The sequence below is a fragment of the Streptomyces sp. NBC_01520 genome, from assembly GCF_045040375.1.
Classification (GTDB): domain Bacteria; phylum Actinomycetota; class Actinomycetes; order Streptomycetales; family Streptomycetaceae; genus Streptomyces.
This window is the reverse complement of the sequence record NZ_CP109404.1, coordinates 538,314-558,298: the sequence shown is the minus strand read 5'-3', so window position 1 is coordinate 558,298 and position 19,985 is coordinate 538,314. Positions and strand designations below refer to the sequence as shown.

Here is a 19,985-nt window from a genome sequence, read left to right as displayed (position 1 = left end):
GAAGCCGCCCGTGGGAGGGCCGCACCGGTGGAGTCCGTCGCACGGACCGCGACTATGGGCCGATCCCGGTGTCCGGTTGTCGTGGCGGACAGTGTGCAGCCGCAGGTCAGCCACATCAAGGGAGGTGATTCGGGTTGGCTGGTTCATGTACGTGGTGTGGGGGAGAGGGGGTGCCGGGTGGTCGTGTCGTCGGGGTTGGCTGGTTCAATGCGATAAAAGAATAGCGAACTCTATTATTCTTTGGTCGCCCTGAGCCGTCAAAGAGGGGAACACCATGACCGGCCCCGTATACGAGTCAGACCACACATCCGTCCTCGCAGCCGGACGGAAGGTCACCCAGTTCGCCGATCAGGTCTTCACACATCTGCCCAGAGCGGATCAACGCCGCTGGGCCGCAGCCTACTTACTCGGCCTGCTCGCCGTGTCGGGCAGGAAGTCCGTACGCAGTCTCGCGGCCGCGGTGACCGACTCGCCGACCGCCTCCCAGTCGATGCACCGGTTCGTCAACGCCAGCCCGTGGGAATGGCAGCCCGCCCGTGCCGAGTTGACCCGCTGGACCGAGCGGCGGCTGAGGCCGACGGCTTGGACCGTCGGCACCGCCGTCGTGCCCAAACGCGGGAATCAGTCATGCGGCGTGCACCGCCGCTTCGACCCCGTGGCGGGACGGTCCGTCAACTGCCAAGTGGCTACAGGGCTGTTCCTGGCAGCCGGGCGTGTGCAGATCCCCGTCGACTGGCGCCTGCACCTTCCCGGCGAGTGGTCCGACGAACGCCTGCGCCGCCGCGCACGCATCCCGGAGTCGGTGCAGCCGGTCCCCGAGTGGGTGCACATCCTCGACCTGGCGGACACCCTGGCCCCCTCCCTCCCCACCCCCCTGCCCCTGGTGGCGGACCTACGGGCGTACGAGCAGCCTGACCGGCTGCTGCACGGATTGCGGCAGCGCGGTCACGACTTCGTCGTGACCGTCCCCGACACGCTGCCGGTGGTGCTTCCGCTGGTGAACCAGGGCGCGCGCGGGATCGATGCCGCCCCCCTGGTGAGCGCACGCCGCTTCCTCGATGCCCACGGCGAGGTCCTGCGTACCGTTCTGGCCTCCCCGCACGGCGGCGCGGCAGGAGCGAAACGCATCGTGACCGCCGTGGCCAGTCTGCCGCGCGGGCCCCGTGCCCAGCGCTTCTGCCGGCTGTTCGCCGAATACCGGGCCGACGGCCGGGGAGCGCCGTCGCTCTGGATGACCACCCTGGTGCACCGGCCCGTGGAAGAGCTGATGGAGCTGGCCGGGGCCCATGCCTGGACGCCGGGCGCGTTGCGCCGCATGGAAGGAAGCTTCGGCCTCCAGGATTTCGAGGGCAGGTCGTTCCCGGGCTGGCATCGCAACGTGACGCTGGTGTCCGCCGCCTGTGCGTACAGCAGGCTGGCCGAGGCCGAGCCGGCACCGAAGGCCTCCGCAGGACCGAACGCGGCCTGGCTCCACGACGGGCCCCTCGCCCCACCGCCCCGATTGCCGCAACCGGCACGCGCGGGCGCCCTGTCCGCACCGGGCCGAAGGTCGTGAGCGGCACCGCGGAGCCCCGCCCTCCGGCCCTGAAGCCTCGGCCGGCGGTCACACCGCGCTCCAGCCCCCGTCGACCGGAACGGCACCGCCGGTGACGAACGAGGCGCGGTCGCTGCAGAGCCACGCGGCGACCTGCGCGACCTCGTACGGGTCGGCGAGCCGCTTCTGTATCGCCCTCCGGGTCATCCCCACCTCGACTTCGGGGGCGTTCGCGATGTAGGGCTCCAGCAGGTCGGTACGGGTGCTGCCCGCCATGAGCGCGTTCACCCGTACCCCCCTGTCGCCGTACTCGGCGGCGGCCGCCCGGGTGAGCCCGAGGACTGCGTGCTTGGCCGCTACGTAGGGTGCGCTCGCCCCGGTCGCGGAGTGTCCGGCGACGCTCGACATGTTGACGACGGCACCGCCGTCCTTCTGGCCGAGCATGACGGGAATCTGCGCACGCATGCAGTTCCAGACTCCCCGTACGTTCACGTCCATCGCCATGTCGTAAGCACTGTCGTCCAGTTCGTGAAGAACGGCGCCCACCGAACCCCAGCCGGCGTTGTTGAACGCGGCGTCGAGGCTGCCGAAATCCTCCACGGCCCGCGCGACCGCCCGGGCCACGTCGTCAGGTCGTCGTACATCCCCGGGAACCGATATCGCGCGGCCCCCTGCGGCGTTGACCTCCTCGGCCAGAGTCTCCAGCCGGTCCTTGCGGCGTGCCATCAGGACGACGGAGGCGCCCTCGTCGGCGAAGAGCCGGGCGGCGGCCGCCCCGATGCCCCCCGAGGCTCCCGTGATCATGACTGTCCTGCCCGGTAACATCCCAGAAACGTTATCCATGGGCAGATCCAACCGTACGGGGCCCCTTCGTGGACTCCTGCGAACAAGCCGGAATCAGCGGCTTCGCGCGTTCACCGCACGGTCACGTGCCGGACGGCCGCAGGGGTTCGGCGATGTGCACGGTGCTCTTCCCGGTCGCTATCAGCGGCAGCAGGAACTGCCACATCTCCCTGACTCTGTCCGGGAGATGACGTCGCCCGGTGGAGAGCTGTTCGTTCATCTGGAGACCGGTCACCGCGTTGACCACGAGCCGCGCCAGCGCCTCCGGGGCCACCTCGTCCCTCAAGTCGCCGTTGTCGGCGGCCTCGTGCAGGAACGGAAGCAGCACGTCCACCCACTGCTGGTACGAATTGATCTCGTGCGGATCGACGAAGTACTCCTGATCCATCACCAGCCTGGCTCCCGCGAGCAGTACGGGATCCTCCAGGAGGCGGGTGGCCCACAGGACCGAGGTGTCGACCGCCGCCTGGAGGCCACGTGCGTCGGGAGCCACCGGGACCTGCGTCGGCTGGGCGCGCATGATCTCCCGGGCCAGCTCTTCCTTCGACTGGAAGTGGAAGTAGAGCGCGCCCAGCGTGAGGTCGGCGCGGCGGGCGATGCGGCTGACGCTCGCACCCGCGAAACCCGCCTCGGCGAACACCTCGGCGCCGGCCCTCAGGATGGCGGCGCGGGTGCGCGTGCTGCGCTGCTGCTTCAACTCGCGTGGTGCCACACAGGTCTCCACTACCCCTCGACAATGAAAATAGTAATCTCTATGTTACTTCATGCGATGACTCGAACGAGTGCGTTGTAGCTGACCCGCCCAACGACCGTACGGCTTCCGGGGGGAACCCGAATGACAGTCACGACTGGCTCAATCATGCCCACCGTCAGTATCCAGCCGGTGTCAACACATCTGGCTCGCAAGGCACTTACCGACCAGGTATTCCTCACCGGCTGGGGCAGTCACGGCGACGGTGTGTCCCATACCGTTCTCGCCGCATGGCCCTCGCACCACGCCTTATACACCTCGCACCGCGACGTCTACCACCCGTTACTCCTCGCCGAGACGATCCGTCAGGCACTGACGATGCTGTCCCACACGGTCCACGGAGTGCCGCTGGACCACCGCTTGGGGTGGGAGACCTTCGACACCTCCGTCGTCACCGCGGCACTGGACGCACGCCCGGGTCCGGGCACCGTTCGCCTGACGATCACTCACACGGAGGTGGAGCGACGCAGCCGGGGCTCCGCGAGACTCACCGCGCAGATCATGGTCACGCGTGACGACGAACCCCTGGGGATAGCGAGGGTCCGCTACATCGCGCATCCTCCGGCCATCTACGACCGGCTGAGAGGGACCCACGCCGACGCCAGGACCGCGACCCTCCATGCCCTGCCTCTCGGTCCGGCTCTCGACCCCGCCGTACGCGGCGACCAGACCCCGCTCGACTTCGCCGCCCTGACTCCGCTCGGTGAACCCCATCGGTGGCAGCTGAGGGTCGATGTGACGAACCGTGTCTTCTTCGACCACGATCACGACCACGTCCCGGGCTTTCTCCTGCTGGAGGCGGCCGCGCAGGCAGCCCATGCCGAGTCGGGTGCGGCCGAGACGCTGCCCACCAGCTTCGACGCGCATTTCACGCGGTACGTCGAGCTGGATGCCCCGTGCTTCATCGAGTCCGTCCCGGTGCGCAGGAGGGAACTCGGCATCATCAGCACCCTGGTCACCGGTCACCAGAACGGGCAGGAAGTCTTCTCCGTCCGCGTCACCGCGGCCGAGCGCACCTGACCCCGCCCGGTGAGACTGCCGCAGGCCTGGCCTGATCGAGTGCGGTCGCGGACCGGGAGATCGCGAAGCGTCCGCGCACGGATCATGGCCGGAACGGGACGGAGTGGAACGGAGCACCGGCGCCGGGGGCCGAAGTCTGGCCGCCGGTGCCGGTGCTCTGTTCCGGTCGGGGCCGGGCGTGGGGAGTGGACGGCGCCCGGCCGCCCGGAGGGTGGGCCGAGCTCTCACGGAAATCGGCAGAGGCGGGCCGGCTAGGGGACGTTCACCCAGTCGAGTGTGCGCTCCACCGCCCTCTTCCAGCCCGCGTAGCCCTCCGCGCGCTCTTCCTCGGACCACTGGGGGGACCACCGCTTGGACTCGTCCCAGTGGGTGCGCAGTTCGTCGGTGTTCTGCCAGAAGCCCGTGGCGAGCCCCGCCGCGTAGGCGGCGCCGAGCGCCGTCGTCTCCGCGACGACGGGACGGCTGACGGGGACGCCGAGGACGTCCGCCTGGATCTGCATGCAGAGGTCGTTGGCGGTGACACCACCGTCGACCTTGAGCACGTCGAGGTGGACGCCGGAGTCCCGCTCCATCGCCTCGACCACATCGCGGCTCTGGTAACAGATCGCTTCCAGGGTCGCCCGTGCCAGGTGGGCGTTGTCGTTGTACCTGGCCAGGCCGACGATCGCCCCCCGGGCGTCGGAACGCCAGTACGGCGCGAACAGACCCGAGAACGCGGGCACGAAGTACATTCCGCCGTTGTCCTCGACCGTACGGGCGAGTTCCTCGCTCTCGGCCGCGGACTTGATGATCTTCATCTGGTCGCGCAGCCACTGCACCGCGGAGCCGGTCACGGCGATGGAGCCCTCCAGCGCGTAGACCACCGGGCTGTCGCCGAACTGGTACGCCACGGTGGTGAGGAGACCGTGCTGGGAACGGACCAGTTCCGTACCGGTGTTGAGCACCAGGAAGTTGCCCGTGCCGTAGGTGTTCTTGGCCTCGCCCGGCGAGAAGCAGACCTGCCCGACCGTGGCCGCCTGCTGGTCGCCGAGGACGCCGCCGATGGGGATGGCCGCCCGTAGCGGCCTCGATGTCCGGGTCGATCCGTACGCCTCCGGGTGCGACGAGGGGTTGATCTTGGGGAGCATGGCCCGGGGGATGCCGAAGAAGCCCAGGAGTTCGTCGTCCCAGTCGAGGGTCTCCAGGTTCATCAGCATGGTACGGCTCGCGTTGGTCACGTCGGTGGCGTGGATGCCGCCGTCAGGACCGCCGGTGAGGTTCCACAGGACCCAGGCGTCCGTGTTGCCGAAGAGCGCGTGGCCGCCTTCCGCCGCTTCCCGTACACCGTCGACGTTCTCCAGGATCCACTGGATCTTTCCGGCGGAGAAGTAGGTCGCCGGCGGCAGCCCGGCCTTGCGGCGGATGACGTCGCCCTTGCCCGTGCGTTCGAGGTTCGCCGCGATGGCGTCGGTCCGGGTGTCCTGCCACACGATGGCGTTGTAGTAGGGCCGGCCGTTGCGCGGGTCCCAGACCACCGTGGTCTCACGCTGGTTGGTGATGCCGATCGCCGCCAGGTCGGCCGCCGACAGGCCGCCGTACCGGAGGGCGTTCTGCATCACCGAGTTGGTGCGCTCCCAGATCTCCACCGGGTCGTGCTCCACCCAGCCGGAGCGCGGGAGGATCTGCGCGTGCTCCAACTGGTGCTTGGCGACCGCGTTGCCGCCGTGGTCGAAGATCATGAATCGGGTGCTGGTGGTCCCTTGGTCCACCGCGCCGATGAAGTCCGCCATGATGTGTCACCTCTCCGGCCGGGGTGGTCAGTCGTTGGGGGCGGGAACACGTCCCGGCGGTTCGGGTACCGCGGAAGGCAGGAACCGGCCGATCATGGCCTTGTACAGACCCGCGCCGAGCAGACCGCCGATCAGCGGGGCCACGATGGGTACCCAGAAGTAGAGGTTTCCGTACTGGTCCCGCCACGCTCCGCCGTACCCGGTGATGAAGCTCGCCAGCCGGGGGCCGAAGTCCCGGGCCGGGTTGATCGCGTACCCGGCGTTGGTTCCCCAGGCCATCCCGATCGCCACCACGACCAGGCCGATGACGAAAGGGCCCAGATTGGCGCCGGGCGGTGTGTTCAGCATGTCGGTGATGGCCATGATCAGCAGCAGCAGGATGGCGGTGCCGATGACCTGGTCGCGGAACGCGCCCCATTCATGGACCGGCAGGGCGGGGTTGCCGTTGGCGGGGAGCGTCGAGAACACCGTCTGGGTCTTGACGGTGTGTCCCGGGTCGGCCTTGGCCAGCGCCTCGCTGTAGTTCCAGCGGACGAGGAGGGCGGCCACGAACGCCCCGGCCGTCTGGGCGAGTGCGTACGGAGCCACCTTGCCCCATGCGAACCCCTTGAACGCGGCGAGCGCGACGGTCACCGCGGGGTTGAGATGGGCTCCACTCAGCCGTGCCGCCACGTAGACGCCCAGGGTGACACCCAGCCCCCACGCCCAGGCGATGCTGTCGTGGTCCCCGAGCCCGCCGGGCGGATCCGTCAGCGCCCCGCCGGCGGCCACCTGGGCCACCACACCGCACCCGAAGAGGATGAGGATCATCGTGCCCGCGAACTCGGCCGACAACTCGCCCAGCAATCCGGACCCTGTACGCCGCCCAGCCATGGAAGCTCGCCCTCCGCCGGCAGGACCGGCTGTCGACTACCCGAGCAATACGAGCAGGCTAGGGCGCTTCGCATAAGTGTGCATATCAGGGCGATTTACTTCTGTCAGCCGCTCGGCCGCATCGCCGGGCCTTCGGAGACGCCCTGACCGGTGACCTCGCGGCCCCCGGACACGGTGCTCGCCGCCGGCCGCACGCGACGGGCGGGCCACCGCTCGGTCTCCCCGGACGCCGCCGTACGGATCCGGGCTGGCCGGAACCCGTGGGTGGGGCATCCGGCGCCCGTGTGCGTCCGGCCGCCTACCGAGGCTGTGTCGCGATCTGGATCAGGTTGCCGCAGGTGTCGTCGAACACGGCGGTGGTGACGGGGCCCATCTCCAGGGGTTCCTGGGTGAAGCGGACACCGAGGCCCCGCAGGCGTTCGTACTCCGCGGCCACGTCTTCGACGGCGAACTGGGCGAGCGGGATGCCGTCGTCGACGAGAGTGTCCCGGTAGGTCTTGACGGCCGGGTGGCCGGCGGGCTCCAGGAGGAGTTCGGTGCCGCCGGGCTCGTCGCGGGAGACGACGGTGAGCCACCGGTCCTTCTCGCCCACCGGTACGTCGTGCTTCTTCACGAAGCCGAGGATCTCGGTGTAGAAGTGCAGGGCCTTGACCTGGTCGTCGACGAAGACACTGGTCAGGTGGATCTTCATGGGATGTTCTCCTTCGGTCCGGATGTGCCGCGCACGGGCCATCGCTCGGCGATCTGCCGCAACTGGGCCGTGTTCATGTCGTGGAACTTGTAGCGGCCCTCCCGCCTGGTCTCGACGAGCCCGGCGGCCTCCAGTACGGCCAGGCGCTGGGAGGCCCCCTGGCGCGAGATGCCGGGCTGGTGCTTCATGCTCAGTCGCGCGCAGATCTCGAACAGTGTCTGTCCGGACCTCTCGCTGAGCTCGTCGAGGATGGTGCGGCGGGTGGGGTCGGCCAAGGCTTTGAAGAGGTCGTCGGCCACGGCCACAGGACAGGCAACCATTCTTGCCTGTCAGGTCGGGAGCGGGCGGATGCCGAGGGGCGCTGTCGGAGTGGGAGCGTCCGGCTCGGCCTGGGCGCCGGTCCGGGTCCTGGCCGCTCCGGTCGCCGCTGATCGGTCGCGCGTGAGCCCGGTCGTACCGAGGCAGGGTGACGGTGTGCTTCGAAGACGGGAGAAGTCGGCCGCTCCGCCCCTCCCGTAACTTACTCTCGGGTAAGTGTTGTTGCCGGCGGATCGAAGGTGATCCATGCCCCGGACCACGGGCTCCCTCTTCTCCTCGCTGGACTGATGGCCGGAGCCGGGCTGCTGCACTTCACGGTTCCCAGGGAGTTCGACCCGATGGTGCCGAGGGTCCTGTCCGGTGCGCCGCGTACGTGGACGTACGCGAGCGGAGTGGTCGGGTGTGCGCTCGCCGCCGGACTCGTGCACCCCCGGACCCGGCGTGCGGCGGCCCGCGCGACCGCCGGTTTCCTCGTCGGCGTGTTTCCCGCGAATGTCCAGATGGCCGTCGACCGGCGCCGGTGCCCGGCGGTTCCGCGGGCCGCGGCCTTCGGTCGGCTGCCCTTGCAGATTCCCCTGGTCCTGTGGGCCCGCAAGGTCGCCCGCGCGAAGGGTGCCGCGCGCGGCTGACGCGCCTCGGGCACCGCCGGTCACCCGGATCTGGCCGACGTCCCGCCCGGTGGTGCGCGTGAGACGCTGCGCGACGGCGCGGTGTCGGGTGGCGCGGATTGGTGCCACCTGGCGCCACTCGGGCGTCCTTGCGTGTCTGGCAGTGTGTGGTGCCATATGTCCTCCGGATGGGTGTCATCATGTTTGTGCAGGTCAGGGAGATTTTTCCGCGCGGCGGCCCGACTGTGCCACTAGGTGACTTGCATGGTGAGCCAATATGGTGCCATCATGGCGTCATGGACCTCACGCCGTATATCGACACCCTCCGCCGCGACCTCGCGGTGGCCGCCGAAGCCGGCGGTGACGAAGCCCGCGAGCTGGCAGCGAGGCTCACCGCTCCGCTGGAGTCGGCGACCCGGCTGGCCATGCTCAACGTGCTTTCCGCCGCCGCGGACGAGATCACCCGCGAACTCGCCCCCGGCTCGGTCGACGTACGGCTGCGTGGGCTCGACCCCGACTTCGTGGTGACACCGCCGCCCACCGACGGTGGCGTCCCGGCGGAGCCGGTCGCGCCCGCCGAGCCGCTCAGGGCCCCGGCCCCTGCCGACGGCGACGAGGGCGGCACCGCTCGCGTCAACCTTCGTCTGCCGGCCCACCTCAAGGTCCGTGCCGAGGAGGCCGCGGCCCGCGAGGGCCTGTCGGTCAACGCGTGGCTGGTGCGCGCGGTGGCGGGCGCGGTCGACGGCGGCACCCGACCGCGTACGACGGAGAAGGCGCAGACCATCGGACAGAGCTTCACGGGCTGGGTGCGCTGACCGCGTACCGCCAGCCCGCACCACTTCGCCCACATCACGTCCCACCAGCGGGGACGATCCGAAGACCCAAGAGGACGGGACAGCCATGCCTTCTTTCGACACCCCCGAACCGATCTCGGCCACGGCGCACGTGGAGGCCGGTTCCATCCAGTTCACGGCGGGCGACCGCCTCGACACCGTCGTCGAGGTGCGGCCCCGCGACCCGAAGAAGGACCAGGACGTACGGGCGGCCGACCAGACCGATGTCACGTACGCGAGTGGCGTACTGACCGTCAGGACGCCCAAGGCCGGTCTGCTCGGTCTCGGCCGCACCGGCACGGTCGACGTGACCGTCGAACTGCCCACGGGCTCGCGCGTCGACATGACCGGCGCCTGGGCGCAGGTGCTCGGCGAGGGCCGGCTCGGCGAGGTCCGCGTGAAGACCTCGTCCGGCGACGTACGCCTCGACACGACCGGCCCGCTGAAGCTGACCGCCTCGCACGGCTCGATCACCGTGGACCGGGTCGAGGGCACGGCCGAGATCACCACCAGTTCCGGCAGCCTGCGCGTGGGCCTCGTCGACGGCCCCGCGGTCCTGAAGAACTCGCACGGCACCACGACCGTCGGCGCCGCGACCGGCGAGCTGCGGGTGAGCGGCGCCAACGGTGACGTCGAGATCCGGCGCGCCGAGGACTCGGTCACCGCCACCACCGCCCACGGCACCCTGCGCGTGTACGAAGTGGCCCGAGGCACCGTCCAACTGGAGACCAACTACGGCGCGATCGAGCTCGGCGTCCGTGAGGGCACGGCTGCCTGGCTCGACGTCAGCTCCGGATCCGGCCAGGTGCGCAATACGCTCACCGCGTCCGAGGGCCCGGAGAAGGCCGAGGACACCGTGAAGATCCGCGCCCGCACCCGGCACGGCAACATCGACATCCGCCGCGCAAAGGTCTGAGCGCCTTTCGGGCGGAGCCGCCTCGGCGCCGGCGGATCGGGCCGTGAGGTCAGAGGAGGTGTCCCGGCCTCGGCGTACGAGTGCCTGTGGGGCGGGCCGGGGCGAGTGGAGCGGCTGGGCCACGCGAGTGGTCGAGGGCCAGGTCGGCGGGATGGTCAGGCGGAACGGTCGGGCCCCGCCGACTCGGGGCGGGGTCGCCGAGGCGCAGTTACGCGGGCCGGTGCGTGGCTGTCCGTGCCCGCACACCACCACCGTGTCCCCGGCCTCGACGACGTGCATGCCCAAGCCGTGGTCGGCGCACTTCGGCCACACGTGCCAGGTCTGCCGCAGCAGGTCCTCGTGGACTGCGCGCGCCACCGCCGCGACGGCACCGACCAGGTCGTTACCCGTTGCACGGGTGCGGACTGCCCTCGCCGTCGAGCCGCCGTCCGTCAGCCAGTACCACCCTCGCTGCCAAGGGGAAGAGGCGCTCCCTGACCACCAGCCGCGGTTCGCCGACGATGCCCGCTGCGGGCAGGTCACCGGCCACGGTCCGCAGCGCGAGGCGCAGCACGTCCAGTCGCTCGGGCGCCAGGTCGAAGCCGGGATCGAAACACGTCCACGTCAGTATCCGCCCGGCCAGGTCGGCCGTCTCCTGTGCGGTCACGTGAGCGGGTGCCGCTCCACCACCTCCCGCGCGGCATCGAACTCGCGCCCCTGATCCATCAGTTCACACGAAAGCTCGATCACGTCCCGCGCGGCGAGCCGTCCTTCGCGCAGGCCGACGTAGGCGCGAGCGCTCGACCGGTCGACCACGGACTCCGAATCCACCAGCTCGGTATGCCTGTTCCCCTCCGCCTGCCATGCTCACCCGTCAAGGTCGGCGCGGACGAGCCGCAGCGCGGCCACCGGGTCCGCGGCACGGGTGACGGTCCGGCCCACGACGACATGGGAGGCACCGGCGGTGATGGCGGCACGCGGAGTGCCGGAGCGGGCGTGCTCGGCCGGGGATTCACCGGGAAGCGTGACTCCCGGTGTGACGATCAGGCTGTCCGGTCCCAGTACGCCACGCAGCCGCGCGGCTTCCTGCGGCGATGCGATCACCCCGTGGCATCCGGCGCCTTCCGCCAGCCGGGCCAGCCGCAGCACCTGCGCCTGGGGCGAGACCTCGACGCCGATGTCGGCGAGGTCGGAGCCGGTCATGCTGGTGACGACGGTCAGGGCGAGCACTCGAAGGCGCGGGTAGTCGCGGGCCGTAGCCACGGCGGCGGCCATGATGCCGGTGCCACCCATGCTGTGGACGTCACCATGGAGGCACCCAGGGCGCCGGCGGCGCGGACCGCACCGGCCACGGAGTTCGGGATCTCGAAGAGCTTCAGGTCCAGGAACACGTCCTTGCCCATGGCCACGAGCCGTTCGATCAGGTCAGGTCCTGCCGCGGTGAGTAGCTCCAGCCCCGACCTTGTAGACGCGGCACTCGTCACCCAGCCGGTCGACGATCTTCTCGGCGTCCCGGCGGTTGTCGAAATCCAGAGCGACGATGATCCGACTGTTTGATTCCACGGCGCCATTGTCGCCCAAGCGACACCGGTGCTGTGACCTGGCGCCGTAGTTGGCCGGTGCGAACGTTGAAGGTGGCCGCAGGCGGTGATGGGGGAGTGTTCGGTGGTGGTTCTCCCGAATTCGTGCCGCCTTCTCCGGCGCGCAGGCGGAGACGGAGCGGACGGGGCCGGACTCCTCTTGCTGGCGGGCGAGATCGAGCGCCCTTGCCGGCACCGCGTTTCAGGCTGGGGCTTCGGATTCGTCCCCGGAAACGGGGAGGGGGGAGGCGCAGGCCGTGCTTGCCGTCCTGGCGCTCGGGCCGCGTACACGCGAGTGCCGCTCCACGTAGGATCGGATACCGATATCGGTTTCGTCACTGTCGGAGGTGTCCAGGTGCGGGAGTTCCAGCGGGGTGCGGTGCGGCTGCACATCCTGCACCATGCGGCCGAGGAGGAGATCCACGGGGCGTGGATGACCGAGGAACTGGCTTCCCACGGCTACCGGATCAGCCCCGGCACCCTGTACCCGACACTGCACCGGCTGGAGGCGGACGGGCTGCTGGTCTCCGAGCAGCGGGTGGTCGACGGCCGCACCCGGCGCGTCTACCGGGCGACCGAGGCCGGGAAGAAGGCCCTGGCCGAGGACCGTCGGGCACTCAAGGAGCTGGCCCGCGAGGTACTGGGCGACGGCGCGCCGTAGCGCCTGGCCGGTCGGCGGCGCGCGGGGTCACCAGGCCGGATTCGGCCATCGCCGTGGGGATGGCCGCAACGGTCCTCGCGGTGCTGCACCCGGCCACCTCCCGCGGGGGCCCGGCACCGGCAACCGGCTCGTCGGAGCCGTCCCGCCGGGTCCGGGCGGTGTGTTCATCGGCAGCCTGGCGCTGACCCGCCTCCGCCGCACCGGCCGGATGACCGTCCGACCGCCGGGTCACGGTGTGCGTGCGGCCACCGCGCGCCGGACCCCGTAGGCGGCGGCGCCGAGGGCCAGGACCGCGGCACCCCAGATCACCGAGGACACCGGGAGGGCGAACGCCAGGACGAGGCAGCCGGTCAGCCCGAGGACAGGGATCACCCTTGCCGGGCGGCCCTCGTCCGGGGTGAGGGTCCAGGCGGAGGCGTTGGCGACGGCGTAGTAGGCCAGGACGCCGAAGGAGGAGAACCCGATCGCCCCGCGTACGTCGGTCGTCGCGGCGACCACGGCCACCACCGCGCCCACCAGGAGCTCGGCCCGGTGCGGCACCTTGAACTTCGGGTGGACCGCAGCCAGACCATGGGGCAGGTGCCGGTCGCGGGCCATGGCCAAAGTGGTGCGTGAGACGCCCAGGATCAGCGCGAGCAGCGAGCCGAGCGCGGCCACCGCCCCACCGACGCGCACGACCGGCACCAGCCAGTCGGCGCCCGCCGCCCGGGCCGCGTCCGACAGGGGCGCGGCGGCCTGCGCCAGACCCTGCGGGCCGAGGACGCTCAGCACGGACACGCCGACGACGGCGTAGACGGCCAGGGTGATACCGAGCGCGATCGAAATACCCCGGGGGATGGTGCGCTGCGGATCGCGGACCTCCTCGCCGAGAGTGGCGATGCGCGCGTATCCGGCGAAGGCGAAGAACAGCAGGCCCGCCGCCTGGAGCATCCCGCCGAAGGTCGCGTCGTCCCCGATGGCGAGCCGGGCCGCGGCCGCCGCGGAGGAGGTCAGAGCGGCGACCACCACGGCGGCAAGCACCGCCAGGACCACGGCCACGATCACCCGGGTCAACATCGCCGACTTCTGCACCCCGGCGTAGTTCACCGCAGTCAGCGCCACCACCGCCGCGACCGCGACCGCGTGTTCCTGGCCGGGCCATATGTACGAGCCCACCGTGAGGGCCATGGCCGCGCACGAAGCGGTCTTGCCCACCACGAACGCCCACCCGGCGAGGTAGCCCCAGAAATCACCGAGCCGCTCGCGGCCGTAGACGTAGGTTCCGCCCGAGGCCGGGTAGCGGGCGGCGAGCCGGGCGGAGGAGGTGGCGTTGCAGTACGCGACCACCGCGGCCAGGGCCAGGCTGATCAGCAGCCCGGAGCCGGCCGCGTGCGCGGCCGGTGCGAGTGCGGCGAAGATCCCCGCACCGATCATCGACCCCAGGCCGATCACCACGGCGTCGGACACCCCCAGCCGCCGACGCAGCTCCTGCGGCCCGGCGCCCGTCGATGACCTGCTCATGGATCCACTCCTCGGCAACACAGCGCATCTCTAACGGACTCCGATATCGGCTGACGATATATGAGCGGACGCACCTCCGTCACCGCACCTCAGGAGACCGCCCTCAGCGAAAGCCTCAGCCCCAGCCCCGGTCCCACGAACACGGAGGCCCGCAGGAGCCAGACGCCGTGGCCGATCGCACGCCACCGAGCACGCTCACCCGCCAAGCCGACGACGTGGTCCTCGACGCCTCCGCCCCTCTCGAAGAGCCTTGGCGTCGGAATGGCCTGGCCAACTGAGCCGCTAAGCCACAGGTGCATGTGACCGAGCAGCCCGGTGGGCGCGCACCTGTCGCTCCCCGGGCAACCAGGTGCCCTGTGTCCGCTGTATGCACGTTCGGTTAGGCTGACCTTGCCTGGCGTGGGGGCCCGGGCGTGCGGGTTCCGGTGCCGCAGGTGGGAACCCAGCGGACAGATCAGCAGAGGCGGGGCACAGGTGAGAAACGGTGACCGGGCTCGTGCGCGTCGTGCGCCCGGCGGGGCGGGACCGACCATGCGGGTAACGGGGGACGCGGGTTTCGGCCCGGTGCCCGGGACGAGGCGTCGTGGATAAGATCGCGCTCACGGCCGGAGCCCTGTACGCCATCGTCCTGCTCCGTGCCGGAGGGACGTTCGCCGTCGGGTGGCTCGCCGGCGCCGGTGCCCGGCGCAGCAGGCTCGCCGGGAGGATCTCCTCGGCGAAGTTCCGGCGCGCCGAGCGGGCAATCCAGCGGTGGGGCGCGCCGGTGGTGGCCGTCTCCTTCCTGACCGTCGGCTTCCAGACCGCCGCCAACTTTCTCGCGGGCAGCATGCGTATGCCGTTGCCGCGCTACCTCCCTGCCCTGCTCGTGGGCGGAGCGGCCTGGGCGCTGATCTACGCGACCGCGGGGCTCGGCGTGCTCGAAGTGCTGGGCAGGCTCTTCGCCGAGCGGACGGCCCTCGGGGTGTCCGCCGTGGCCGTCATCCTCTTCGCGGTGTGCGGGGTCGTGGTGTACCGCAGAAGGAGGGCGGTCCCCTCCTCCGCCGACACCACGGCCGACGCATCGTGAACCCCGTCCCGCAAGGCGGATTCCGCGCCGGGCGAGATGTACGCGCGACCTCAACTCTCCCCGGACGGGATCCGTAGGGCGGCGGCAGGTGCGAGCATCGAAATCGGCGGCAGGGTACGGGTCCGGACCCGTACCCTGCCGTATGTGATCCTCTGCCGGCGCTCCGCTCCTGAGGCGCACACGGGGGAGGAACGCTCATGGGGTACGAGCTTCGCGCAGCCTTTGCTGCCGCGATACTGGTCACGGCTTCGACAGGCTGCTCGGGTGGCAACGGGAGCCCCGCGAGGCCGTCGGCCACCCACGCCGCCGCCTCGATCGCCTCGCCGGCACCCTCGCCTCCGGATCTGACCGAAGTGATCAACCGGACCCGCGCCACCCTGATGACCTCGGGGGCGGTGGGTACCGACGCTCCGGGTTCTCAGGGCCTGATGCCGGCCCAGGCCTGGCCGACCGGCGCCGCCTTTGTCTGGGAGACCCGCGACCAGCGGCTGTGCTGGGCGACGGCCGCCGAAACCGGGATCTCCGAGCGAGCCTGCACCCTCGAACCCGTGGCCATCGGAAAATCGAGGCGGGTGCACCCGCTCGCGACCCTCTTCACCGATGGCTGGGTTCAGCTCTTCGCCACCGACCACCAGCAGTTGACCTCCGCGACCTGCGGCGGCAAGCCCCTGGAGGTCCGCCGTGTCGGCACCGTCGCGCACGGTGCCCGGACGCTGTACGCCGTGTGGTTCCCGGACTACACCAAGGGCAGCGTCGAGTTGCTGCTGAACCACGACGGCACGACGTCCCGGGCCCCGCTCCAGCTAGGCGACCTCGGCGACCGCAGCTGCGCCGCCTCCTGGCGGAGTCCAGGAGCCGGACGTCCGTCGTAGGCTGAATCCCGCACATGGGGACAGGAGGCGGACGTGGCCGGGACGACGGTGGCCGAGGTGATGGCCGAGCTGGCCGAGCTCGAGGACCCGAAGGTACGCGCGGTGAACGCCAAGCACGGTGACGATCACGGTGTGAACCTCGGGAAGCTGCGCGCGCTCGCGAAGCGGCTGAAGACGCAGCAGGAGCTCGCGATCCGACTCTGGGGGACGGACGACACCGGGGCGAGACTGCTGGCGCTCCTGATCTGCCGCCCCAAGGCCTTCGGGCGTGACGAGCTGGACGTCATGCTGCGCCAGGCGCGCACACCCAAGGTGCACGACTGGCTCGTGAACTACGTCGTGAAGAAGAACCCGCACTCCGAGGAACTGCGCCCGGTCTGGTTTGCCGATCCGGATCCGGTGGTCGCGAGTGCCGGCTGGGCGCTGACCACCGAACGCGTGGCCAAGAAGCCCGAGGGCCTCGACCTCGCGGCACTGCTCGATGTCATCGAGGCGGACATGAAGGACGCCCCGGACCGCCTGCAGTGGGCGATGAACCACTGCCTGGCCCAGATCGGGATCGAGCACGCCGAGTACCGCGTCCGTGCGATCGGTATCGGTGAACGCCTTGAGGTGCTCAAGGACTATCCGACCTCCCCGGGCTGCACCTCTCCGTTCGCGCCCACCTGGATTACCGAGATGGTGCGCCGACAGCACGACGAGTAGCGACACGTAGGACGGTCCACGCCCACGCCCGTACCCCTCCTGCACCGGCTACGCGCTGGGAAGCCGGTCGCCCGGTGTGACGGCGGGCCCCGTGTCCGTCGTCTCCTGCACGCCTCCTGTCGCGGCGGCGTGGGCCGTGCGGCGGCGCTGTGCGTCCTCGTCGGTCCGGGCGTCGTACGTCAGGAGCCTGGGCAGCGCCGTGGCGAACAGGCCCACCGTGGCCACGCACGCGAGGCCGCCGGTCCAGACCGCCGGGCGGGCTCCGGTCCAGCCCGCCATCGCGCCCGCGCGCACCTGGCCGAGTTGCGGGCCGACGCTGTAGGAGAGGACCTCGATGCCGGCCAGCCGGCCGCGCAGTTCGTCGGGGATGGTCTGGTTCCAGATGGTCGATCGGCCCAGACCGCTCAGCATGTCCCCCGCGCCGGCGAGGCCCAGGCACACCAGCACCAGCCAGACGTTCGGGATCCAGCCGGCCGCCGCGATGGCCAGGCCCCAGCCGGCGGCGCCGAACACCACCAGCAGTCCATGCCGCTGCATCCGGGACACCCAGCCACTGGTCAGGCTCACCAGCACCGAGCCGACCGATCCGGCCGCGTACATCAGCCCCAACGACCAGTCGGCGTCCAGCTCGTCGGCGAGGAAGGGGAAGATCGTGTTCGGGAAGGCGAAGAACATCGCCGCCATGTCCACCGCGTAGGTGCCCAGCAGGACCGGGCGTGACCAGGCGTAGCGCGCGCCCTCCGCAATGCCGCGCAGGGACGGCTTGTCGGCGTTCTCGGCGGGGGGCACGGGCGCGAGCCGGAGGCACATCGCCACCGACACGGCGAAGCAGGCCACCGTCGTCGCGTACGCGGGAACATTGCCGGCGTACGCCACGACCAGCCCAGCCAGCGCGGGTCCGGCGATCGCACCGGCCTGCCAGCGGAAGGCGTTCAGCGCTGCCGCCGCCGCGAGCTGGTCGTGCGGGACGATCCTGGCCAGCAGCGAGTCCAGCGCGGGCCGCTGGAGTCCCGCCAGCGCCGCTACACCGGCCGCCACCACGTAGAGCGGCCAGAGCATCGGTTCCGGCAGCATCGCGTTCACCAGCAGGACGCCCGCCAGCAGCCCGAGCCCGGCCTCGGTGAGCAGGATGACCTTGCGCCGGTCCACCGCGTCCGCGAGTGCCCCGCCGTACAGCCCGAAGACCACCAGCGGCACCAGTTCGACAGCGCCCATCGCGCCCACCGCGAGGGGCGACCCGGTCAGGTCCTTGATCTGGAGCGGCAGGGCGACCAGAGCCATGAAACTGCCGAACGTCGTGATCAGCCCCTGTCCCCACAGGAGCCGGAAGTCACGGGAGGAGTGCCAGGGCGAGAGGTCGGGCAGCACCGCGGAAAGCTTCGAGTTCATGGCCTGTGACTCTCTGCCGGTGGGCATGCCGAGGGCAAGCCGATTACGGACCGCGGCGCGGCGGCGGTCGGCGGCCACTGAGGGTATCCAGGCACGTCGAACTCCAGGTTGCGGGTGTCGGAGGTGACGGTCCACCGACGCCCGGGCACCCGGGAATCCACCGTGGAGTGTGTACACGACCTGCTAAGCGCTTAGGGCTGCCTTACTTCTACGCGGTGCAGTGTAGGAGAGCGCTCACCGGTGTCGCAATCGATGATTCGGGACACCTCGTGCAGCGATCGGGGCATCTACGTACGGAGGCGGACCGCACGCCCTGTTCGGGCGAGACCCGCGTGACGCGGGTGGCCGCTTGCGGAGGAGTCGCCAGGACTTGAATGGTGATGCCTTTCCCATGGGCCGCCCGGATGCCGTGGGCGGCCCATGGCAGGGCTGGGGGCCTACAGGAGACGGCCCCGGGGATCACGTCCGGAGGACGCCGGCGTGCTTCCCCGGTGGCAGGGTCCGGACCAGGCCGACATCGAGTCCTTCCTCCGGCTGGCCGGGACTCTGGACGTCTCCGTCCCGTCCGGGGCGCCCGGCGAACTCGCCGGCCTCGTGCACCGGCTCGGCCAGGCTCCGGGGCATGCCCTTCTCCACGGGGATCCCCGTCCCGGCAACGACCTCCACACCGACGCGGGAATCAGATTCATCGACTTCGAACAGGCGTCACCGGGCAGCGGCTTGATGGAGCTCGCCTACCTGCGCATCGGATTCCCGACCTGTTGGTGTGTCACTTCCGCGGCGGAGCCACTGCTGGCCCGGGCGGAGCGCGCCTACCGCGAGGAGTGGCGCACCAGGACCGGATCCGAGGTCCAGGACGGTCTTGCCGACGCGTGTGCCGGCTGGCTGCTCCGCGGCGACGCGCTGGTCGAGCGGGCGCGCCGCGACAGCACGGATCACCTGGCCCGTATTCCGGACCGGGACTGGAAGTGGGGCACCGCGACCGCCCGGCAACGGCTCGTCCACCGGCTCGGGGTCGTCAGCAGGATGACCGCCGGCCACGCCTCCCTCGGTGGTGTGAGCGGCCTCAGCGGCGCGATGCGTCAACGCATGCTCGCGCGCCGGCCCGCCGCGCTCCGGCCCGTCCCCGCGAAGCGTCCGTCGGCGTAGAGGCGGCCGGCACCCTCCGGACGGTCGCCGAGGCACGGCGTACGGCCTCGGTTCACCGCTGTACGCCGTCAGTTCCGTGTGTGCGAAGTCAGCCCTGACGCGCCGTCGTGCGGCCCCACGGAGGCGGCGGTCACCGTCCTTGTCCGGCGCAGGTTACGCGTGGCACGGGGCGCGTACCCGGCGCATGGGAGCGCGTTGAAATCTCCGTGTGACATTGAGTCAGCGGGCGCACTCCGGCGGCTATCCGGATTTGTACGGGTCGTATTCAACGATACGTGCACAATCGGGACATGGGGTGGCTGGATACTTTTGGGGAAGGCCGATGGGCATATGTCTCGGGCGCAGCTGTTCCTTTCTTGTTCGATTGAGCGTTCATGAGGAATGGGCTGAAATTGCGTCTTCGGCCGCTGAAGGTCCTCTAGTGTGATTGGTGTGAACGGGGGAGCCGGGGATCCCGGCTCGGATGACGGTGTACCGCCGGTATCCGGAGGCGTGAAGTATCTCCGATCTGCGTGGCCGATATTGCACCGCGAGGGGGCTCGGCGGTGTGGCTGCGGGGGATGACGGGTGCGGCACGCCTGGAAACACATGATGACCATGCCGTGGGAAGAGTGAGAACAAATGGGGGACGGTCGTGACCAATCCTTTCGATGATGAGTCGGGGCGGTTCGTGGTGCTGGTGAACGGCGAGAAGCAGTATTCGCTGTGGCCCGCGCATATCGATATCCCGGGCGGCTGGCGCGTGGACGGCCCGGAGGGGTCGCGTCAGGAATGTCTGGACGCGGTCGAGGTGGCCTGGACCGATATGAGGCCCGCCGGACTGGTGCGGGCGACGGAGGCCGACGCCGGATAGCCCGGCGAGGGGTCGTTGAAGGCGCGACCGCAGGCCGGTGGTGTCCCGGTGCTCCCGTCTGATCGAATTCGCTCC

21 protein-coding genes and 2 pseudogenes are annotated in these 19,985 nt (G+C 70.4%); 11 read left to right on the top strand and 12 right to left on the bottom strand.

Going from position 1 to position 19,985, the window contains the following annotated elements; genetic code table 11:
• Positions 1 to 274: 274 nt before the first annotated feature.
• Positions 275 to 1,555, top strand: coding sequence for an IS701 family transposase (locus tag OG524_RS02345; RefSeq protein WP_405392652.1), 1,281 nt, complete (start codon positions 275 to 277; stop codon positions 1,553 to 1,555).
• 48 nt (positions 1,556 to 1,603) lie between these two features.
• Here OG524_RS02345 and OG524_RS02340 read toward each other — a convergent pair whose 3' ends face one another.
• Positions 1,604 to 2,377: an SDR family NAD(P)-dependent oxidoreductase gene (locus OG524_RS02340; protein WP_405392653.1), complete on the bottom strand. Its 774-nt coding sequence runs from the start codon at positions 2,375 to 2,377 to the stop codon at positions 1,604 to 1,606.
• A gap of 82 nt (positions 2,378 to 2,459) precedes the next feature.
• Positions 2,460 to 3,089: a ScbR family autoregulator-binding transcription factor gene (locus OG524_RS02335; protein ID WP_405808808.1), complete on the bottom strand. Its 630-nt coding sequence runs from the start codon at positions 3,087 to 3,089 to the stop codon at positions 2,460 to 2,462.
• A gap of 171 nt (positions 3,090 to 3,260) precedes the next feature.
• On the opposite strand from OG524_RS02335, the gene OG524_RS02330 reads away from it, so the two are divergent.
• Positions 3,261 to 4,148 carry a ScbA/BarX family gamma-butyrolactone biosynthesis protein gene (locus OG524_RS02330; RefSeq protein WP_405392655.1) on the top strand — a complete coding sequence of 296 codons (888 nt, stop codon included), beginning with the start codon at positions 3,261 to 3,263 and terminating at the stop codon, positions 4,146 to 4,148.
• A gap of 251 nt (positions 4,149 to 4,399) precedes the next feature.
• On the opposite strand, the gene glpK is transcribed toward OG524_RS02330, so the two are convergent.
• From glpK to OG524_RS02310, 4 genes are all read right to left on the bottom strand, one after another.
• Complete coding sequence (glpK, locus tag OG524_RS02325; protein ID WP_405808806.1) at positions 4,400 to 5,917, bottom strand: glycerol kinase GlpK; 1,518 nt, start codon at positions 5,915 to 5,917, stop codon at positions 4,400 to 4,402.
• Positions 5,918 to 5,944: 27 nt separating this feature from the next.
• Positions 5,945 to 6,790 (bottom strand): MIP/aquaporin family protein, encoded by an 846-nt coding sequence (locus tag OG524_RS02320; protein WP_405808805.1) that lies wholly within the window; start codon positions 6,788 to 6,790, stop codon positions 5,945 to 5,947.
• Between the two features lie 298 nt (positions 6,791 to 7,088).
• Positions 7,089 to 7,481: a VOC family protein gene (locus tag OG524_RS02315; protein ID WP_405392658.1), complete on the bottom strand. Its 393-nt coding sequence runs from the start codon at positions 7,479 to 7,481 to the stop codon at positions 7,089 to 7,091.
• On the bottom strand, positions 7,478 to 7,780 hold the full coding sequence (locus OG524_RS02310) for an ArsR/SmtB family transcription factor (protein WP_405392659.1): 303 nt from the start codon (positions 7,778 to 7,780) through the stop codon (positions 7,478 to 7,480). The genes OG524_RS02315 and OG524_RS02310 overlap by 4 nt, the downstream gene beginning before the upstream one ends.
• Before the next feature lie 306 nt (positions 7,781 to 8,086).
• Here OG524_RS02310 and OG524_RS02305 point away from each other — a divergent pair, with 306 nt between their 5' ends.
• From OG524_RS02305 to OG524_RS02295, 3 genes are all read left to right on the top strand, one after another.
• Positions 8,087 to 8,428, top strand: coding sequence for a hypothetical protein (locus OG524_RS02305; RefSeq protein ID WP_405393371.1), 342 nt, complete (start codon positions 8,087 to 8,089; stop codon positions 8,426 to 8,428).
• Positions 8,429 to 8,703: 275 nt separating this feature from the next.
• A complete protein-coding gene (locus OG524_RS02300; RefSeq protein ID WP_405392660.1) occupies positions 8,704 to 9,222 on the top strand; it encodes a hypothetical protein in 519 nt (172 codons plus the stop codon).
• A gap of 85 nt (positions 9,223 to 9,307) precedes the next feature.
• Complete coding sequence (locus OG524_RS02295) at positions 9,308 to 10,156, top strand: DUF4097 family beta strand repeat-containing protein (protein WP_405392661.1); 849 nt, start codon at positions 9,308 to 9,310, stop codon at positions 10,154 to 10,156.
• Between the two features lie 382 nt (positions 10,157 to 10,538).
• Here the strand turns inward: OG524_RS02295 and OG524_RS02290 are convergent, their stop codons facing one another.
• The 4 genes and pseudogenes from OG524_RS02290 to OG524_RS02275 form a co-directional block, all read right to left on the bottom strand.
• A complete protein-coding gene (locus OG524_RS02290) occupies positions 10,539 to 10,802 on the bottom strand; it encodes a hypothetical protein (RefSeq protein ID WP_405808804.1) in 264 nt (87 codons plus the stop codon).
• The gene (locus tag OG524_RS02285) at positions 10,799 to 10,966 is read right to left on the bottom strand and encodes a hypothetical protein (protein WP_405808802.1); all 168 of its coding nucleotides are present in this window, start codon (positions 10,964 to 10,966) and stop codon (positions 10,799 to 10,801) included. The genes OG524_RS02290 and OG524_RS02285 overlap by 4 nt, the downstream gene beginning before the upstream one ends.
• Positions 10,967 to 11,002: 36 nt before the next feature.
• A pseudogene (pyrF, locus tag OG524_RS02280) lies at positions 11,003 to 11,538 on the bottom strand (orotidine-5'-phosphate decarboxylase).
• Positions 11,539 to 11,560: 22 nt separating this feature from the next.
• Positions 11,561 to 11,698 (bottom strand): hypothetical protein, encoded by a 138-nt coding sequence (locus OG524_RS02275; protein ID WP_405392665.1) that lies wholly within the window; start codon positions 11,696 to 11,698, stop codon positions 11,561 to 11,563.
• A 372-nt stretch (positions 11,699 to 12,070) separates the two neighbouring features.
• Between OG524_RS02275 and OG524_RS02270 the strand changes: the two genes are divergently transcribed.
• On the top strand, positions 12,071 to 12,376 hold the full coding sequence (locus tag OG524_RS02270; RefSeq protein ID WP_405392666.1) for a PadR family transcriptional regulator: 306 nt from the start codon (positions 12,071 to 12,073) through the stop codon (positions 12,374 to 12,376).
• Positions 12,377 to 12,604: 228 nt separating this feature from the next.
• Here the strand turns inward: OG524_RS02270 and OG524_RS02265 are convergent, their stop codons facing one another.
• Complete coding sequence (locus OG524_RS02265; protein ID WP_405808800.1) at positions 12,605 to 13,876, bottom strand: APC family permease; 1,272 nt, start codon at positions 13,874 to 13,876, stop codon at positions 12,605 to 12,607.
• A 583-nt stretch (positions 13,877 to 14,459) separates the two neighbouring features.
• Here OG524_RS02265 and OG524_RS02260 point away from each other — a divergent pair.
• The 3 genes from OG524_RS02260 (at position 14,460) to OG524_RS02250 (ending at position 16,519) form a co-directional block, all read left to right on the top strand.
• Positions 14,460 to 14,942 carry a DedA family protein gene (locus OG524_RS02260; RefSeq protein ID WP_405392669.1) on the top strand — a complete coding sequence of 161 codons (483 nt, stop codon included), beginning with the start codon at positions 14,460 to 14,462 and terminating at the stop codon, positions 14,940 to 14,942.
• Positions 14,943 to 15,139: 197 nt separating this feature from the next.
• Positions 15,140 to 15,814: a hypothetical protein gene (locus OG524_RS02255; protein ID WP_405392671.1), complete on the top strand. Its 675-nt coding sequence runs from the start codon at positions 15,140 to 15,142 to the stop codon at positions 15,812 to 15,814.
• A gap of 60 nt (positions 15,815 to 15,874) precedes the next feature.
• The gene (locus OG524_RS02250; RefSeq protein WP_405393373.1) at positions 15,875 to 16,519 is read left to right on the top strand and encodes a DNA alkylation repair protein; all 645 of its coding nucleotides are present in this window, start codon (positions 15,875 to 15,877) and stop codon (positions 16,517 to 16,519) included.
• Positions 16,520 to 16,567: 48 nt separating this feature from the next.
• Here OG524_RS02250 and OG524_RS02245 read toward each other — a convergent pair whose 3' ends face one another.
• Positions 16,568 to 17,908: an MFS transporter gene (locus OG524_RS02245; RefSeq protein WP_405808797.1), complete on the bottom strand. Its 1,341-nt coding sequence runs from the start codon at positions 17,906 to 17,908 to the stop codon at positions 16,568 to 16,570.
• Between the two features lie 465 nt (positions 17,909 to 18,373).
• On the opposite strand from OG524_RS02245, the pseudogene OG524_RS02240 reads away from it, so the two are divergent.
• Both OG524_RS02240 and OG524_RS02235 read left to right on the top strand, forming a co-directional pair.
• Positions 18,374 to 19,057 (top strand): annotated as a pseudogene (locus OG524_RS02240) (aminoglycoside phosphotransferase family protein); the annotation flags it as partial.
• Between the two features lie 634 nt (positions 19,058 to 19,691).
• On the top strand, positions 19,692 to 19,910 hold the full coding sequence (locus OG524_RS02235) for an MbtH family protein (protein WP_405392673.1): 219 nt from the start codon (positions 19,692 to 19,694) through the stop codon (positions 19,908 to 19,910).
• Positions 19,911 to 19,985: the final 75 nt, after the last annotated feature.